This is a genomic window from Noviherbaspirillum malthae (genome assembly GCF_015352985.1).
Lineage (GTDB): Bacteria > Pseudomonadota > Gammaproteobacteria > Burkholderiales > Burkholderiaceae_D > Noviherbaspirillum > Noviherbaspirillum malthae.
Window position 1 is genome coordinate 154097 of record NZ_JACYXF010000002.1, and the last position, 17655, is coordinate 171751.

General features: G+C 61.0%; 17 protein-coding genes and 1 pseudogene. 4 read left to right on the forward strand and 14 right to left on the reverse strand.

Features of this window, described 5'->3' with window-relative positions; all coding sequences use genetic code 11:
* Positions 1–357: 357 nt before the first annotated feature.
* On the forward strand, positions 358–963 hold the full coding sequence (locus IGW03_RS04515) for a hypothetical protein (protein WP_194721337.1): 606 nt from the start codon (positions 358–360) through the stop codon (positions 961–963).
* A 27-nt stretch (positions 964–990) separates the two neighbouring features.
* Here the strand turns inward: IGW03_RS04515 and IGW03_RS04520 are convergent, their stop codons facing one another.
* The 4 genes from IGW03_RS04520 to IGW03_RS04535 form a co-directional block, all read right to left on the reverse strand.
* Positions 991–2592: an ABC-F family ATPase gene (locus IGW03_RS04520; protein ID WP_194721338.1), complete on the reverse strand. Its 1602-nt coding sequence runs from the start codon at positions 2590–2592 to the stop codon at positions 991–993.
* A 97-nt stretch (positions 2593–2689) separates the two neighbouring features.
* Entirely contained in the window at positions 2690–3322 is a 633-nt protein-coding gene (locus tag IGW03_RS04525) for a 2-dehydro-3-deoxy-6-phosphogalactonate aldolase (RefSeq protein WP_194721339.1), read from the reverse strand.
* 3 nt (positions 3323–3325) lie between these two features.
* Positions 3326–4252: a 2-dehydro-3-deoxygalactonokinase gene (locus IGW03_RS04530; protein WP_194721340.1), complete on the reverse strand. Its 927-nt coding sequence runs from the start codon at positions 4250–4252 to the stop codon at positions 3326–3328.
* A 72-nt stretch (positions 4253–4324) separates the two neighbouring features.
* On the reverse strand, positions 4325–5101 hold the full coding sequence (locus IGW03_RS04535; protein WP_194721341.1) for an SDR family NAD(P)-dependent oxidoreductase: 777 nt from the start codon (positions 5099–5101) through the stop codon (positions 4325–4327).
* A gap of 124 nt (positions 5102–5225) precedes the next feature.
* Between IGW03_RS04535 and araD the strand changes: the two genes are divergently transcribed.
* The 3 genes from araD to IGW03_RS04550 are packed head-to-tail and all read left to right on the forward strand — an operon-like array spanning position 5226 to position 8763.
* Positions 5226–6947 (forward strand): L-arabinonate dehydratase, encoded by a 1722-nt coding sequence (gene araD / locus IGW03_RS04540; RefSeq protein WP_194721342.1) that lies wholly within the window; start codon positions 5226–5228, stop codon positions 6945–6947.
* Between the two features lie 38 nt (positions 6948–6985).
* Entirely contained in the window at positions 6986–7858 is an 873-nt protein-coding gene (locus IGW03_RS04545) for an SMP-30/gluconolactonase/LRE family protein (protein WP_194721343.1), read from the forward strand.
* An 11-nt stretch (positions 7859–7869) separates the two neighbouring features.
* Positions 7870–8763: an aldose 1-epimerase gene (locus IGW03_RS04550; protein WP_194721344.1), complete on the forward strand. Its 894-nt coding sequence runs from the start codon at positions 7870–7872 to the stop codon at positions 8761–8763.
* On the opposite strand, the gene ldcA is transcribed toward IGW03_RS04550, so the two are convergent.
* The 10 genes and pseudogenes from ldcA to IGW03_RS04600 form a co-directional block, all read right to left on the reverse strand.
* Positions 8749–9699 carry a muramoyltetrapeptide carboxypeptidase gene (ldcA, locus tag IGW03_RS04555; protein WP_194721345.1) on the reverse strand — a complete coding sequence of 317 codons (951 nt, stop codon included), beginning with the start codon at positions 9697–9699 and terminating at the stop codon, positions 8749–8751. The genes IGW03_RS04550 and ldcA overlap by 15 nt on opposite strands.
* Positions 9700–9755: 56 nt before the next feature.
* A complete protein-coding gene (locus IGW03_RS04560; RefSeq protein WP_194721346.1) occupies positions 9756–10667 on the reverse strand; it encodes an alpha/beta fold hydrolase in 912 nt (303 codons plus the stop codon).
* A 333-nt stretch (positions 10668–11000) separates the two neighbouring features.
* Positions 11001–11519: a tRNA adenosine(34) deaminase TadA gene (tadA, locus tag IGW03_RS04565; RefSeq protein WP_194721347.1), complete on the reverse strand. Its 519-nt coding sequence runs from the start codon at positions 11517–11519 to the stop codon at positions 11001–11003.
* A gap of 7 nt (positions 11520–11526) precedes the next feature.
* Positions 11527–11973 carry a 6-carboxytetrahydropterin synthase QueD gene (gene queD, locus IGW03_RS04570; RefSeq protein ID WP_194721677.1) on the reverse strand — a complete coding sequence of 149 codons (447 nt, stop codon included), beginning with the start codon at positions 11971–11973 and terminating at the stop codon, positions 11527–11529.
* Between the two features lie 8 nt (positions 11974–11981).
* On the reverse strand, positions 11982–12614 hold the full coding sequence (gene queE / locus IGW03_RS04575; RefSeq protein ID WP_194721348.1) for a 7-carboxy-7-deazaguanine synthase: 633 nt from the start codon (positions 12612–12614) through the stop codon (positions 11982–11984).
* Positions 12615–12951: 337 nt separating this feature from the next.
* Positions 12952–13164 carry a sugar transferase gene (locus IGW03_RS37900; RefSeq protein ID WP_323744933.1) on the reverse strand — a complete coding sequence of 71 codons (213 nt, stop codon included), beginning with the start codon at positions 13162–13164 and terminating at the stop codon, positions 12952–12954.
* A complete protein-coding gene (locus IGW03_RS37905) occupies positions 13074–13367 on the reverse strand; it encodes a hypothetical protein (RefSeq protein WP_228535144.1) in 294 nt (97 codons plus the stop codon). The genes IGW03_RS37900 and IGW03_RS37905 overlap by 91 nt, the downstream gene beginning before the upstream one ends.
* Positions 13364–14746, reverse strand: a pseudogene (locus IGW03_RS37910) (lipopolysaccharide biosynthesis protein). The gene IGW03_RS37905 and the pseudogene IGW03_RS37910 overlap by 4 nt, the downstream one beginning before the upstream one ends.
* A gap of 119 nt (positions 14747–14865) precedes the next feature.
* Entirely contained in the window at positions 14866–16911 is a 2046-nt protein-coding gene (locus tag IGW03_RS04595; RefSeq protein ID WP_194721352.1) for a polysaccharide biosynthesis tyrosine autokinase, read from the reverse strand.
* On the reverse strand, positions 16905–17192 hold the full coding sequence (locus tag IGW03_RS04600) for a Wzz/FepE/Etk N-terminal domain-containing protein (RefSeq protein ID WP_194721353.1): 288 nt from the start codon (positions 17190–17192) through the stop codon (positions 16905–16907). The genes IGW03_RS04595 and IGW03_RS04600 overlap by 7 nt, the downstream gene beginning before the upstream one ends.
* Between the last annotated feature and the right edge of the window lie 463 nt (positions 17193–17655).

Consider the following 17655-nt stretch of genomic DNA (forward strand, 5'->3'; position numbering starts at 1 on the left):
AGCGGTACGAAAACGAGAGTATGCCCGATACTTTCGATGTAAGTGCGGCATGACCGTATTCAAGGAGAAATTGATGTTCGGTGAGGCATCCGTACCAAAACGGCACACTTCCAGGCCATGGGTTTTATACGACAATAGTTGCCTTGATGCAATTTATTCGTTTACCCTAGAAGTAAAGCGGATGATACTTGCTGAGAAATATCAATGTTCTAGGGAAACATCCAAGATAAAACGGTAGAACCATGTTTCCGAAAAGAACGATGGAAGGGCTAAGCGGACGCATGCTGTCCTTCGAATAACGACAACAGGCCCTGAACAAGGCAGCCCATGCTGCGCTGCGACGTGAGGAAGACAATCATGACGAAGGTTTTCGACAAGACTGAAAAGGGACGCGAAGAGATCGCCACCCGCAAATATCACCTCTCGCCGCGAGTGCGCAGCCTGCTGGTCATGATCGACGGGAAGCAGAACGCGGATGAGCTCCTGAAAAAAGTCGCGGGAATCGGGCTCACCGAACAAGCCATCTCCGATCTGCTGCAAGACGGATTCATCAAGGAAGCGACGACCGCGGTCGCGACGGTTGCAGCCGGCTCAAACGCCGTACCTTTGCAAGCCGCCACCTCTGCAGTGGCGCAGATCGAGAGTTCCGCTAACGTACCGGCCCCGCTGCCGGCTTCCGAATCCTTGCTGCCTGAAGGACAGACCCAGTTCGAAGCGATCTACCGCTTCTACAACGAAACCATCAAGAGCACGATAGGCCTTCGAGGCTACGCTCTCCAGCTCAAGGTGGAGAAAGCGGCTTCGATCGAAGACTTCCGTCTGCTGAAGAAGCCGTATCTCGAAGCCGTGGAGAAGGCAAAGGGCCAGGAAATGGCACGCAGCCTGCGCGACAGGCTGGACAAGCTGCTGTATCTGGGAGAGCCGGTTCCGGAAACGACGACCATCGCCGGCTTGCCCACCTGAGCCGGCAAGCCCCCCCTGCCGCAGCCTTTACTCGATGCCCTGGCTCTTCAGGTAGTCTTCGTAATTGCCCTGGAAGTCGATCACTTCGCCGTCCTTCACTTCCAGGATGCGCGTGGCCAGCGAGGAAACGAATTCGCGGTCATGCGAGACGAAGATCAACGTCCCGGCGTACTTGTCCAGGGCGATGTTGAGAGACTCGATCGACTCCATGTCCATGTGGTTGGTCGGCTCGTCCATCAGCAGCGTATTATGGCGGCCCAGCATCAGCTTGCCGTACATCATGCGGCCCTTTTCCCCGCCTGACAGCACCTTGACCGACTTCTTCACATCGTCGCCGCCAAACAGCAGGCGACCCAGGATGGAACGGACCGCCTGGTCGTCGTCGCCTTCCTTGGTCCATTGGCCCATCCAGTCGGTCAGGTTCTTGTCGACCGCAAACTCCTCGGTCGGATCCTGCGGCATGTAGCCGACATTGGCGTTTTCAGCCCATTTGGCCACGCCGTGATCAGGCGCCAGGCCGCAGATTTCCATGCCGCCGATGCAGCGCAGCAGCGTGGTTTTACCCGCGCCGTTGGCGCCGATGATCGCGATCTTTTCGCCCGCTTCCACCAGCAGGTCGATGTTGTTGAAAATCGGCCGGTCGTATGTCTTCGACAGGCTCTGGATCTCCACGGCAAGGCGATGCAGTTTCTTTTCGCCTTCAAACCGCACGAAGGGATTCTGGCGGCTGGACGGCTTGATGTCCTCGACCTTGATCTTGTCGATCTGCTTGGCGCGGGACGTGGCCTGGCGCGCCTTGGACTTGTTGGCCGAGAAGCGACGCACGAATTCCTGCAGTTCCGCCACGCGCTCCTTGGCCTTGGCGTTGGCCGCCATCTGCTGCGCGCGGGCCTGCGACGATGCCAGCATGTAGTCGTCGTAGTTGCCGGGGTAGATCTTCAGCGTGCCGTAATCCATGTCCGCCATGTGGGTGCAGACCTGGTTCAGGAAGTGACGATCGTGGGAAATGATGATCATGGTGGAATTGCGCTCGTTGAGCACGTTTTCCAGCCAGCGGATGGTATTGATGTCGAGGTTGTTGGTCGGCTCGTCGAGCAGCAGGATGTCCGGATTCGAGAACAGCGCCTGCGCCAGCAGCACGCGCAGCTTCCAGCCGGGTGCGACGTTGCTCATCGGCCCCTGGTGCTGTTCGATCGGCACACCGACGCCGAGCAGCAGTTCACCTGCGCGCGCTTCGGCGGTATAGCCGTCGTACTCGGCGAACTTCGCCTCGAGATCGGCGGCCTTCATGTAATCGTCGTCGGTCGCGTCGGGATTGGCGTAGATGGCGTCGCGCTCGGTCATCGCCGCCCACATTTCCGTGTGGCCCATCATCACCACATCCAGCACGCGCATTTCCTCGTAGGCGAACTGGTCCTGGCGCAGCTTGCCGAGACGCTCGTTCGCATCGAGCATGACGTTGCCGGCGCTCGGCTCGAGATCGCCGCCGAGAATCTTCATGAACGTCGACTTGCCGCAGCCGTTGGCGCCGATCAGGCCGTAGCGGTTGCCTTCGCCGAATTTGACGGAGATGTTTTCAAACAGCGGCTTGGGGCCGAACTGCATGGTGATGTTTGCTGTTGATAGCACGGAGAAGCCTTTTCTTGCGGATTGAATACGAAACCGGCCATTTTATCATTCCGCACCAAGGATTCAGCGCCTTGCAGCCGAAATGCCCCAAAGACTGTTATGCACCTTGCAACAATTTCTCTCTGGCGGCGACGAAGGCCTGCGCCGAACGCGTCAAGGCGGCTTCTTCCACGCCAGGCTGGTACAGCTGGCCGCCGATGCCGAAACCGGTGGCGCCGGCCGCCACATAGCCAGCCATGTTCTGCGGATTGATGCCGCCGACCGGAAGCAGCGGCGTATTCGGGGGCAGGATGGAGCGGATGGCCTTGAGCGCCGACGGTGGAATCATCTCCGCCGGGAACAGCTTGAGTCCATGAGCGCCGGCGGCCAGCGCCCGGAACGCCTCGGTTGGCGTGGCGACGCCGGGCAAGGCGATCATGCCGTTGGCCGCCGCATGCGAGATCACATCCTCGGCGCAATGCGGCGATACGATCAGCCTGCCGCCGACATCCTTGACCGCATTGACGTCGGCGACTTTCAACACCGTGCCGGCGCCGATCAGCGCATCATCCGGCGCCATTCCGATCAGTCGCTGCATGGCTTCGATCGCACCAGGGCGATTCAGCGGGACTTCCAGCATGCGGAAGCCGGCATTGAACAGCACGCGCCCCACCATGGGCGCCTCCTGGGGAGTGAGTCCGCGCAGGATGGCTACCATGGGCAGGACTGCGGGGCGGAAGATGTCTGTCATGTTTTACCTCGGAAGATTGAACAGCGCCTTCAGGGCGGCAAGATAGACCTTGTCCGGCTGCCAGGCACGCGAAGGGATGCCCAGCAGCTCCAGCGCATTATGATAACGGGCCGACAGGCCGGGACTGCCGACGACCTGCACCGGCATGCCGGGGACGGATTTCGTGCGCTGCAGGATGTCGTGGATTTCGGTGCCGATCAGCAGGCCCGACAGGTAGGAAGCGGTATGCTCCGGCGGCATCATGTCGGTCACTACCAGGGCGCGGCAGCCGAAGGCCGTGTGCGGAAAACTGCCCTGTCCGGCAGCGCGCACGCCGGCGGCGAAGGCATCGGGATGGGACTCGTCCTTGCCGCTGATCACCTTCGACAAGGTGCCGTGCCGGGAAAACAGTGCATAGAATTCGCCGGTCATGAAGGTGAGGAATTCCATGATGCGGCCCTGCTCCACCCTCGCCCATTTGCTGTGCGTGCCGGGCAGCAGGTACCAGCCTCCGTCCCCTGCACCTTCGCCGCCGCTCAAGGACAGCGCGCCCAGCAGCTGCGCCTCTTCGCCGCGCATCACATCCGGAATGCCGTTGGAGTCGATGTACTTGTAGCCCGGCGCCACGCGGCAGCGCACGCCGTCAATACCGGTATCGATCGCCATCAGGTTTTCATGCAGGGCGGTCAGCGGCCGGTCCACGCTCAGGTAAGGCGCCTCGCGCCAGCCGTTGCGGCTGCCCACCATGCCCGACATCACGATATTGGCCCGCTGCAGGCCCAGCGTCTGCAGCAGCTCCCGCAGCGAACCGGCGAAATCGCCGTTGACGTTCAGGATGCCGGCATCATCGTCGTGCTGCCGCAGCAGGTCGCCGCGTGCATCGAGCACGTAGCTCCTGCGGTTGCTGGTGCCCCAGTCGATGCCGAGCATGGTCGTGTCTTGTGCTGTCATGAATGGATCTTCCGTCAGGAATGCATCATCGTCGTGGTTGTGATCGTCATGGAATGAACCGATGCCGAGAACTTACGCCCAGCCGCCGTCGACAATATACTCCTGCGCGGTGCACATCGCGGCATCATCGGAAGCGAGAAACAGCACCATCCTTGCCACATGCCAGGGCATGACCCTGCCCTTGAGGCACTGGTTCTGGTCGATCGCCTTTTCCCCCGCCTCATCGACCCACATGGTGAGCTGGCGCTCCGTCATCACCCAGCCCGGCGTGACGGTATTGACCCGGATATTGTAGGGGCCGAGATCACGGGCGAGGCCGCGCGTCAGTCCGCTGACTGCGGCCTTGGTCGTCGTGTAGACCGGATAGCCGCCGTTGGCGATGTGCCAGCTGGTGGACCCGAGGTTGATGATGGCGCCGCCGCCGCGCCGCTTCATCCCTTCTATGACCGCCTGGCAGGTAAAAAACATCGGACGCTGGTTGATCGCAATGCGGTCGTTCCAGTAGTCGAGCGTGACATCCTCGGGCTTGTGGCGCTGGTCGTTACCGGCATTGTTGACCAGCACATCGAAGTCGCCGATATCCGCAGCGACCGTGCGCATGACTTCCTGCAAGGCCGGAATGTCCCTGATGTCGCACTCGCGGAACACCGGCTTCTCATGGCCGGCCACGGCAAGCTTTTCGCACAGGGCCAGGCTGGCGTCGACCGCAATATCGACGAAGGCCACCTTCGCGCCCTGTTCCGCAAACGCGGTGACGATGCTTTCACCGATCCCTGATCCGCCCCCCGTGATGAATACCCGCTTGCCCTTGAGGCTGCCGAAACGCGCCAGCTCAGCTTGTGCTGCCATGATTTTCTCCTGAACTTTCGAATCGATGACTAATCAATATTGATGCTAAGTCGAAACCCTTCCCTCGCAGTTCACCAAGTTCACTGTTTCACCCTTTTTCATTCAATGTCCCCACGAGAGCTCTATGACCATGGAGAAACCCAAACGTCGCAGCCGCGCCTGGTTCGAAAAGCAGGACCGCGATGGATTCGTGCATCGAAGCTGGACATCAAAAGCCGGCCATCCTCCTGATGAGTTCGACGGACGCCCCGTCATCGGCATCTGCAACACCTGGTCGGAATTGACGCCCTGCAACAGCCACTTCCGCGAACTCGCCGAATTCGTCAAGCGGGGTGTACTTGAGGCAGGAGGATTCCCGCTGGAGTTCCCCGTCATGTCGCTTGGCGAAACGCAGCTTCGGCCTACCGCCATGCTGTTTCGCAATCTTGCCAGCATGGATGTCGAGGAGTCGATACGCGGCAATCCCATCGACGGCGTGGTGCTGCTGATGGGCTGCGACAAGACGACGCCCGCCCTGATGATGGGTGCGGCAAGCTGCGGGCTGCCGACCATAGGCGTATCCGGCGGTCCCATGCTCAACGGCAAATTCCGCGGCAAGGACATCGGCTCCGGCACCGGCGTCTGGATGATGTCGGAAATGGTGCGCGGCGGCCAGATGACGCAGGAGGAATTCGTCGAGGCCGAAGGCTGCATGAACCGTTCCTCCGGCACCTGCATGACCATGGGCACCGCTTCCACGATGGCGAGCATGATCGAAGCGCTCGGCATGTCGCTGCCCGGCAATGCGGCAATACCTGCGCCTGATACGCGGCGCAACAGGCTCGCGCAGCTGAGCGGGCGGCGCATCGTGCAGATGGTCGAGGAAGACCTGACCATGGACAAGATCATGACGCGCGAAGCCTTCGAAAACGCGATCCGCGTCAATGCCGCCATCGGCGGCTCGACCAATGCCGTGATCCACCTGCTTGCGATGGCGGGGCGCATGGGCATCGAACTTACGCTGGAAGACTGGGACAAGCTCGGCAGCCACCTGCCCTGCCTGGTCAACCTGCAGCCCTCGGGCCATTACCTGATGGAAGACTTCTACTATGCCGGCGGAGTGCCGGCGGTGATGCGCGAGATAAAGCATCTGCTGCACCTCGATGCGCCGACGGTCAACGGCAGGGCCATCGGCGACAACATCAAGGATGCGCCCTGCTACAACCGCGATGTCATCAAGACGATCGACGAACCGTTCAAGGAAGCCGCCGGCATCGCGGTCCTGAAGGGAAATCTCGCTCCTGACGGCGCCGTCATCAAGCCGTCGGCCGCATCGCCCCAGCTACTCAAGCATCGCGGGCGGGCCGTGGTGTTCGAATCGATTGAAGACTTGCATGCGCGGCTCGACGATCCGAATCTGGACATCGACGAGACCTGCGTGATGGTGCTCAAGAACTGCGGTCCGTGCGGATATCCGGGCATGGCCGAGGTCGGCAACATGCCTTTGCCGAGCAAGGTCCTGATGAAAGGCATCAGCGACATGGTGCGCATTTCCGATGCGCGCATGAGCGGCACCGCCTACGGCACGGTAGTGCTGCACACCTCGCCCGAAGCTGCCGTCGGCGGTCCGCTTGCACTGGTGCGCACCGGCGACATGATCCAGCTCGACGTCGGCGAGCGCAGCCTGCACCTGGAAGTCAGCGACGAGGAGCTTGCGCGGCGCCGTACCGAATGGACGCCGCCGGAGCGGCCGACCAGGGGTTATGCGAAGCTGTATGTCGACCATGTGCAGCAGGCCCATCTCGGCGCCGATCTCGATTTCTTGGTAGGCCGCAGCGGTGCCCCGGTGCCGCGCGAATCGCATTGACGAAGCCAGACAACAACTGACAAGGACAGGAGGCGCAAATGAAGACGCCCGAATGCATATGGGAGGCCCGTGCGCTGCTCGGCGAAGGACCGCTGTGGTCGGTCAGGGAGCAGGCGCTGTACTGGGTGGACATTCTCAATTATCGGCTGCACCGCTACTCGCTCAGGGAAGGAACGCGCACCTGGCAGTTCGAGGAAGAAATCTCGGCGATTGCCGAGCGCGCCGATACCGACGGCCTGGTGATTACCCGCCGGCATGGCTTCGCCTATTTCAATCCGGCATCCGAGGAGCTGACGCCGGTGGCCAGCGTCGAGACGGATCTGCCCGGCAACCGCTTCAACGACGGCAAATGCGACCGAGCCGGCCGCTTCTGGGCAGGCACCATGGATTTCGACGTCGGCCAACCTAGCGGCTCACTTTATCGCCTGACCGCGGGCGGCGAGTGCAAACGCATGGATACCGGCTATCTGGTCACCAACGGCCCGGCCTGGTCGTCCGACTACAAGACGCTATATCACAACGACAGCGCGCAGGGCCATGTCTATGCCTTCGACTATGACATGGAACGCGGCGAGATTTCGAACAAGCGTCTGTTTCTGCAATTCAGCAAGGAGGACGGCTCACCGGACGGCATGACGACCGATGCGGAAGGCGGACTCTGGATCGCGCATTGGGGCGCGAGCAGAATCACGCGTCACGACGCGCAGGGCAAGGAACTGCAGCGCATCGACCTGCCCTGCAGCCAGATCACCAGTTGCGCATTTGGCGGTCCCTCGCTGCGCACCTTGTTCATCACCAGCGCCAGCGTCGGACTGTCACCGCAGCAACTGGAACAAGAGCCGCTGGCCGGCGGTCTATTTGCGCTCGATCTCGACATTGCCGGGGTCCCTGCCAATCCATTTCGCGGATGATGCCTGCTGCCATGAAAACCGACACCCTGACGCTGGAATCCGACCGACAACGACTCAAGCTGGCCCCCGAATACGGCGGTAGCGTGATCGCCTGGGACTGGAAGCTGGGCGCACAATGGTCTCCGCTGTTTCGCCCCTGGAACGGCCACTCCGAAGACCGCTATACGCTGTCCTGTTTTCCACTGGTGCCGTGGTCGAACCGGATCACCGGCGGCGGCTTCGAGCATGAAGGCATCTTCCATCCGATACGCCTGAACCGCACGGGCGAGAGTTATCCGATACACGGCGACGGCTGGCTGCAGGCCTGGCAGGTGAGCGAGCGGACGGATGACAGGATCAAGCTCATGCTCGAATCGGACAAGTTCGATGCCAACCCTTACCACTACCGCAGCACCCAGACCTTCCTCTTGCTGCCTGACGGTTTGCAGATCGACCTGACGGTCACCCACCTCGGCCAGGGCACGCTGCCCTATGGACTCGGCCTGCATCCGTATTTCATGCGCAATGCACAGACCCGCTTCATGGCCAAGGCCGAAGGCGTCTGGCTATCCGGCGACGATCCCATCCCGGTCGAGCATACGACCAACTTTCCCGAAAGCTGGGACTACAACACCCCGGCGCCGCTGGAAGGCCCGATGATCGACAACTGCTTCAGCGGCTGGAACGGCAAGGCGGTCATCGAATATCCGGACCGCGCACTGACTCTCACCATGGTCATGCCCGACTGCAACGGCTACAGCCTGATGTACCGGCCGCCCGGTTTCGATTATTTCTGCTTCGAACCAATCACCCATCCGATCGATGCCTTCCACATGCCTGACCAGCCCGGTCTGGCGATCCTGGGGCATGGCGACAGCCTGGCGCTGCGCGCCAAGTTCCTGGTAAGCGGGTCAAGCGTCGGCTGAGCGGTGCGCAGTCAGATTGGGATAGCCGCTCATCGTCAGCACGGCGTGCCGGCCGTCTGACTGAAGCCGCGCATGGCTGCCGACGGCAAGCGTGGCCTTGTCGCGGATGTGACCGAACGGCAGTCCTGCGAGGATAGGCAGATGCAGTGTGCTGCGCAGGTAGGCAAGCATCGCATCGAAATCGTAGCCATTATCGTAGTCGAACAGCCGGTAGGCGGAAAAATCGCCGAGCACGATGGCTTTCTGGTCCAGCAGGCCGGCATGCGCCAGCTGCAGCAGCATGCGCTCGACCCGGTAGGGATGTTCATTCACATCTTCGATGAACAGGATGCCGCCCTTGATATGCGGCAGATAAGGCGTGCCCACGAGATGCGTCAGCATGGTGAGATTGCCGCCCCATAGGATGCCGGCGACATCCACCTCGGGCTGTTCGGCATCTTCGGCGGGTGCCAGCGCAATCGCATGCGATGACGAAGACACGCATTGCCAGAAATTGCCGAGGGTGTAGTCGCTCGGATCTTCCCGTGAAAAATCATCGCAGATCATCGGACCGGCAAAACTGATGGTGCCGTCATGGGCGAGCATGGCCATCTGCAGCGCAGTGAAGTCGCTGTGGCCGACGAACAGCTTGCCGCTTGCCGACAAGGCGCCGAGATCGAGTCTGGGCAGCAGGCGGGACAATCCATAGCCGCCGCGCAGCGCGAACACGATGTCGATGTCGGGATCCACCGCGGCCTGGTGCAATTGCGTGATGCGCGCTTCGTCGGTGCCTCCGAAACGCTGGAACTTCGCCCCGGCGTCGTAGAAGTTCCTGACTCTGCAGCCCTGCTCTTCCAATCTCGCGGTGGCCCGCCCGACGGCCAGTGGATCGGCTGCATAGCCGCTCGCCGCAACGATGGCGACTGTCGCGCCCGACAGCTGTGCTTCTTTCCCCATGCTTCCCTGATATCGTGTGTTGTTCATCTGCGATCGCTCGCAGCCCGTCGATTGTCTCAGGCGCTGCTGGCCGCGGTGGCCAGCTCGCGCCGGCAATGCGCTGCAATCAAGTTCGCGATCGATACTTCGAGCTGCGGCGGAATGTCGTGACCCATGCCCTCGATCTCGTGCAGGATTGCATGCGGAATCCAGCGCGCGCTGTCGCGTCCGCAGGCGACCGGCACCAGAGGATCGTCGGTACCGTGGATGACCAGGGCAGGCGAACGGATGGTGCGCAGCTGCGCTACCAGGTCACCAGTTGACGCTACCGCCATCATCTGGCGTGAAGTGCCGCTGATGCTGGGATTGCGGCGAACGCTCTGCATGATGCGCTGGCGCAGCACCGCTTCCGGCGTCGGATAGGCCGGCCCGCCAAGCACCTGGAACAGGCGGATGTAGTATGCGACAACGCTCTCGAAGTCGCGCGGATTGGACGGCGTGGACAGCATCGCAGTGCTCGCCTCAAGGGTTGGCCCCGGCAGCCCCGGCCGTCCGCTGGTCGACATGATGGAAGTCAGCGTCAGCGTTCGCTCGGGATAGCGCGCCGCGATGATCTGCGCAATCATGCCGCCCATCGACGCCCCGACGATATGCGCCTGCTTGATCTCCAGCGCATTCATCAAGCCTATCGTGTCGCGCGCCATGTCGTACAGCGTATAAGTGCTGAACATGGGCATGCGGAACAGAGGTTTGAACATGGCAAGATGCGGATGCGCCTTGCCGAAATGATTCATCTTGGAAGACAGTCCGCTGTCGCGATTGTCGAATCGCACCACGCGAAAGCCTTGCTTCACCAGCGTCTGGCAGAACTGTTCCGACCAGGAAATCAGTTGCAGGCCGAGGCCCGATATCAGGACGACCGTTTCGCCTTCTGGATTGCCCTGCACATCATAGGCCAGCTGGATGCCGTTGGTTTCAATTACAGGCAATGGGACCTCCCCTTTGCAGTGACGACAGTGTTTTCATTGTTGAACCTTGGTGATGCCATGGCGGCCGGACTACCGGCATTTGCAGGTGTGCTGCCTTGTTCCATCAAGCCCATGACCCTCGCCATGGCAGCAAGCGCCGTGCCCGAGTGAAGCATGCATGACAGCGTTATCGAGACGTCGGTCAATGTAATTCCGGCGCTACCCAACGGCAAAATCTGCTCGCACTGCAGCAAAACACTACCATTAACCGGAAGAAACATTAGCAGCAATACAAACTGTCAAGCCACCAAGCTTCCACTGTACATGAGCGGCCATGGCCGTGCAGCCTGAGACTCAGGCAAGCGGCGCGTCGCTTCCGGACAATTCTGGCGGCAGCGGACTGACACCCAGTTTGCGCTGCAGCGAACGGCGGCGCTCGGCAAAGAAGCTGCGCAGCAATGTTCCGCACTCCTCCGCCAGGACGCCGCCCTTGACCTCGGTGTGATGATTGAGCCGCTCCTGCGCGAACAAGTCGACGATGGAACCGCAGGCGCCGGTCTTGGGATCGTGGGCGCCATAGACCACCCTTGCCAGCCTGGCATGCATCATCGCGCCCGAACACATGGCGCAGGGCTCCAGCGTCACGAACAGTTCGCAGCCCGGAAGGCGGTAATTGCCCAGGATGCCGGCCGCGGCGCGCAGGGCCATGATTTCCGCATGCGCGGTGGGGTCATGCGTGCCGATGGGCTGGTTGAAGCCGGTTGCGATCACTTCGCCATCCTTTACGATCACCGCGCCGACCGGCACTTCTCCAAGCGCCCAGGCATTGTGCGCGTGGGAGATCGCCTGCTGCATGAAGACTGCGTCGTCCATCGCCGCCTCAGTCCGCCGTGATCTCGGCCCAGCAGTTGGGCGTTTCGTGCAGCACCAGTTTCTGCAGGCGCAGGCCGGTGCCGAAGCGGTCGTGGAATACGCTCTTGAGGATGTCGAAAGCGGTGCGCGCCAGGTTCTCCACAGTGGGGATGCGGTCGATCACGACGGTCTTGTGGTTGGGCAGGCTGGCTAGGAATTCCAGCACGGCGGTATCCTTTTCATAGGCGAGAAAGGCATGGTCCCAGACATCGACCAGGTGCTGCTTCGCCAGCGTCTTCACGTCGGAAAAGTCCATGATCATGCCATTGTCGGAACTGCCCTCCTCTTCGATGACGGCACCGACGAGAGTGATTTCCAGCGTATAGCGGTGGCCGTGCAGATTGCGGCACTGGCTCTTGTGATCGGGGATGCGGTGGCCCGCATCGAATTCGAGTTTTCTTGTAATCGTCAGCATTGGGGTATTCATGGTATTTGCAGCAGCTTGTGCGTCTGGATGCTCAGCTTCCAGCGCGGATTCTGTTTGCAGGTCTCGATGGCCAGCCGGGTGTTGCGGGCGGCGTCGGGGCCGTCCATCGGCTGCAGGTAAAAATGCTCGAAGTCGAGCGATGCATATTCGTCCAGCGGCTGGCCTTCCTGCGGAATGACCACCTTGAGCTCGTTGCCCTTGGTGACCTTCAGCTGCGAGCCCATCTTCGGACTGACGCAGATCCAGTCCACGCCTGCAGGTACTGGCAGCGTGCCATTGGTTTCGATCGCGATCTCGAAGCCGCGTGCATGCATGGCGTCGATCAGCGGCCCGTCGAGCTGAAGCAGCGGTTCGCCGCCGGTGAAGACGACGAACTTGCTGCCCGCATAGTTGCTCGGCCAGAGCGAATCGATGGTCGCGGACAGCAATGCGGCATCATACTTGCCGCCGCGTTCGCCGTTGGTGCCGACGAAGTCGGTGTCGCAGAACTTGCAGACGGCTTCGCTGCGGTCGGCTTCGCGGCCTGACCACAGGTTGCAGCCGGAGAAACGGCAAAACACCGCGGGGCGGCCGGCGTGCGTGCCTTCGCCCTGCAGCGTATAGAAAATTTCTTTCACACTGTACTTCAAAATGTATTCCTACAGAAAATCGGTGGGACGAGGCGCGCCATGCCAAATTGACAAAATGCGGTGGTGCCGTGGTTGCGGCAGGCACTCGCCATGTGTCAACTGTCAGGTGTCAGGTGTCAGGTCCGGGAGACAGAATGCAATGAGGGAAAAGTCCGCGAATTTCGGATCAATCCGCTATTTTCGCATTTAACGGGGAAATCGCCCAGCAGCGCGCGCATATAGCGGCAATAGCCGGGCAATCAGGACGCCTGCGGGAATGCGTGCGCCGGTGGAGGGAATTGTTGAAAAAACGGTTATGACACGAGTGAGGAAGTGGGCTGGATACCGGGTGCGCGGTTCAATGCGAGCCCCCTTCACGGCGCATCACTTTGTGAGCAGTCAGCAGAAGAATCTTCAGGTCGAAGACCAGCGAAGGCCGCTGAAGGTATTCCACGTCCAGCCTGACCTTTTCGGCAATGCTCAATTCGTCCCGACCGTTGATTCGGCGTAGAACAGCGGAATGCTGCGCACATGATCGACTGCTGCAATGATCCGGTTCTCGTGTATCCACCCCATGGCGTGAAAGCCGTTGAGCCGCTTCAGCAAACGACGCCAGTATTCGGATTTCGCATGGCGTTCCGGTATGAGCTGAGCGATCTGTACCGCACGGCTGCACATGCATCCCTGATGGAAGGCCGTGCCGCGCCAATGCATGCCGTGTTCGGCATCAAACTGCCACTGTCTCGCAGCAAAATGTACGATCACATCCTTCATCGTAAAGCGCTCCTGATCAACACTCCGTAACGCACGGCCGCCAGCGCCGCAACGCCAGCGACGGCATGAGGCCATGAGGCGCCCATGTCGCGCCGGAAAAAAACGGCTATCAGCGGCGAATTCAGCAGCAGGCTCCAGCCGAGAGCCGTCGCAACCGCAATCCGGATTGCACGGCCGTAGCTCCCGGACTCCCGCAATATCCACAGAAGCTGCACGCTCCAGCAGACGCCGCTCCCCATCGCAAACAGCACGATGGCCAACGTCGCATCGCCCCTCCATGCACCAAAGGCAATCGCCGATGCACGCACGCCCAGCAGCAGCAACTGGAAACTCAGCCCTGCAGCCTGGCGGCCCAGCACGTCGAAGGCGGCCGACAAGGGCGACGTGACGAACACCAGGTAAAGCCATGGCGACAGCCATTGGGCAATGACGCCCGCATCCCGCCACTCGGCACCGAACACCCAGGCGAACAGCTGCGGGCCGGCCAGTGCGAGCGTGAGCGCCGGCGGCATGCCGATCTGTGCCAGACGCCCATGAACTTCGGCTACCCGCATGCCGAACCGCCCTTCCCGCCATGCCTGCGCCGCCCCAGACAGGAAGACATTGGCCACCGACTTGCCCAGCACCAGCATGGGCATGGACAGGACGCGATTGGCGAGGCTGTACATGCCTGCGACCACCGGATCGAACAGCGCGGCGAACAGCAGCGGCGGCAACTGCGAACCGATGGTGTTGAAGAGTGCGGCCCAGGACGATCACAAGGGAAAGCGCCTGTACCGGCGTGCGGCTGCGGCGATGTCGGGCCAACGTATCGATGCCAGCAGTCCAAGCCGCGGGCGCACCGTGCGCCAGCCGAGCGAACCCACCCCCATGCCGCCGCCTGCCGCCTGGCCTATCAGGAGGGCTCCCGGCCCCAGCATCGATGCGCCCGCCTGGATGGCCGTGCAGGTGAGAGACTGGTTCAGCCGGGTTGCAGCGAGCGCACCGAATTCACGTGTACGCACCGCCCATGACTGCAAGATGTTGTACCCGCCGGCCAGCAGCCCGCCGAGCGGGACCAGGTAAAAAAAGGCAGCCAGATCAGGGGCGTTGAGCAGGCGCGCAAATTCATCGCCGAACCAGATCAGCGGCGCCGATATCAGGGCTGCCATCACTATCGCAATTCCCGTGCTGAGGAGGAGCAATGCACCGGCCTCTCGGTCATCCTCAGGCAAGGGAATGGCCTGTTCGTAACGCAGGCTCATCACGACCGTCAGCAGCATCAGCAGCGCAATGAAAATACCTAACAGGCCGAATGCGTGCGGTGAATACAGGCGAGTCAGCAGAGGAGCTGCGATTATCGTGACGGCCTGCGCCGAGACCGTGCCGCCTACCAGCACTGATACATATCGAAAACTCCTTCTTTGCGAGCCGGCGTCCCTGGCAACTTTGGCAACTTCCTCATCTTTGGCATTGGCGGAATAGGGAGCATTTGCGGCATCTGCGCCGCGCTTCCCCTTCAATTGCCCTCCGCTACGAGCTCTCCGCCGTTTCGCGTGCGTGCAGCCTCGACGTCACGGCCATAGCGTCCATGGCGCCCACTCCTGCCGTACCTGTCATGGCGGCCGTAACCGCCGTATGCGTTCGAGTGCATGTGATGCCCGTTGAACACCACCCCTGCAATCGAAGCGCCAGCGGCATTGAGCTGACCGACCGCTTCTTCGATTTCATCGACGGTACTGACGCCGGCACGCACCACCGTGAAGGTAGAGCCGGCATGCAATGCCACTGCCAGCGCATCCGCTGCCATCAGTACAGGCGCGGTATCGATCACGATCAAGTCATATCGGGACGAAAGGTCCTGCAGCAGGTGTACAAGCTGTTCGTTTGCCAACACTTCCGCGGGGCTTGAAGACGAGGATCCCGTCGACATGAAATCCAGGTTCTTCAGTACGTTCCGATGAATGGCTTCTTCGGGTGGCAACTGCTCCTGCACGGCATCGCAGAGCCCGGCCCGCCGATGCAGGCCGAAGCGCCGGTGCAGATTGCCTGTGCGCAGGTCGGCGTCTATCAGCAGGACTTTCCTGCCGCTGGCCGCCATGACCGCCGCCAGGTTTGCCGAGACGAAGAATTTGCCGACGCCGGGTGTCGCCCCGATGATCGCTACGATATTGTTGCCGGCCTCCTGCAGGTCGAATTGCAGCGTGGACCGGAAACGGCGCAGGCATTCGACGCCGGCGTCGTCCACGAGATCGTCATGCGGCACGGGAAGCTCGGCAGCCGCTCTCCGGTATGCCGGTTGCTCGCCGGGAATCGCACCGATTTTCCGGCTCTCGACTTCATGCATACCGCTGCCTGCCAGCGTAGCGCTGTAAGGGATGGACGCTCTCACCGGCAGGCCAAGCTCCTCGACGATTTCCCCAGGCTCATCGACACGCCGGTAGTACACCTTTCTGAACCATGCGCAGAGGAAGCCCAGAAGCAGTCCGGCCGCTGCCGACGCGGCAACGATCATCAAGCGCTTGGTCTTCACGGGTCGCTCCGTCAGCTCGGGTGCATCCAGCAAGCGCGCAAAGCCGCCCTTGCTGGCCATGATCAGCTGCAGCTGCTGCGCCGTGGTCAGCATGGCCGAATAGACCGCGGTATTGACCTTCACATCCCGGCTCAGCCTCAGCACATCCTGTTCAACCGACGGCAGACGCTTGATGCGTGCTTCCACGCCGGCCAGATCGCGTGCGACGACCTGCATCTGCTGCGTGACGGCCACCACCGCCGGCGCATCTTCCTGGAAGCGCACAAGCAGGTCTTCCTTGCGTTGACGAAGCTCCGACATGCGTATCTGCGAGCTCACCGACTGCTGCAGGATGCTCTTAGCCTCTTCCTGCAGATCGATGGTGCCGAGCGCATGGCGCACTTCGTTGTATTCACTTTCCGCCCTGGCAAGCTCATGCTTGAGCTGAGGCAGCTGCCGGTTGAGCGAAGCCAGCGCGCGCTCGGCATCCTGCGCCTTGCGCTCTTCATTCTGACGAAGATATTCCGCGCCGATTTCCTTGAGCAGGCTTGTCGCCTCTGCCGGATCGGAACTTTCGAGACCGACCGAGATGATGCCAGACTGCTTGCCGGTCTCCGAGATCTTGAGCGTGTTTTGCAAGTCTTCTATCGTCTCCAGACGAGAAGTGCGCAGCAGGATGAACTGCACGCCGGGTTTTCCGTCCAGCCGGTCCACCTGCAGTGAAATGACGGCGCCGCCTTCCTGCCACTGCTCCAGCACGCCGACGCGTCCCTTGAACGACATGCCTTCCTGCGTCAGGGTATAGCCTCCCTCGTCGTCGGCTGTCAGCCGAAAGTCGGTGTTTTCCAAACCTCTGGGCACGTCGAACCGCGATACGTCGGCGCGCTCCCTGCCCCAGGCGAAGCCGCCGTAGCCGAACAGACCCGGCTCCGACAGCTCGGGATTGCGGCGTGCAATGCCGGCACCGATCAGGGGAAAGTAAAATGGCCGGACCTCGATGTAGGCATGGGTGCGGTCTACCGCCGCGGCGATGATGCGGCGGGATTTCAGCACGCCGATTTCGGCATTGGCTTCGGGTTTTCTCGTTTCCGGTTGACCCCTCCCTCACCGAGTACTCCGGTTGGCAGCGGCGAAGGGTCGGCAACCTGGATTAGTATGTTGGACTGATATACCGGCTGGGCAAGCAGCGCATAGACGATGCCCGCGGAAGTGACCAGAAAGGCGATGCTGAAAACGAGAAGCGCATTGTTCCGCAAGAGAGTCCAGTAGCGACGCCATGGCAAGGCATCTTCTCTCGAAAGTTGGGGCGTGATCTGCTGAATCGGAAAATTCATTGGCGCTCGGTCTGTTCAGTCTGCATGGTGGATGGTCCAGCGACATGACGGCGCGAAGCGCGTCAGGCCTGGTTCTCATGTCATGCCCCGAACTGGATGTCATGTTCAGCCGGTTCGTCCAGAGACAACCCGGCTGTAAAACATCAGTGTCCAACTCGGCGATGCAAAGAAGCTTTGCGATCAATGCACGGTGAAGTCCCGTGCTTCAGGCTGCTAAAGTGTAGCCATGCGTGCGCAAAAAATAAGTATTAAAAATCGATCCAATGCAGCATCGGACAGGTGCCGGAAAGGGATGTTTTCGATGTAGTCATTTTGCTCGACAGATGATTGAGCGTTTCATCGATATGCCTCATGCGTTCAAGTCGATGAAGGATCGCGTTCATGCATTCGGCCTATAAGCACATGACGATTTCATGTCATCTGTTTGTCATGCGGCGGTCATCGAATAGCCAATATCGCACGC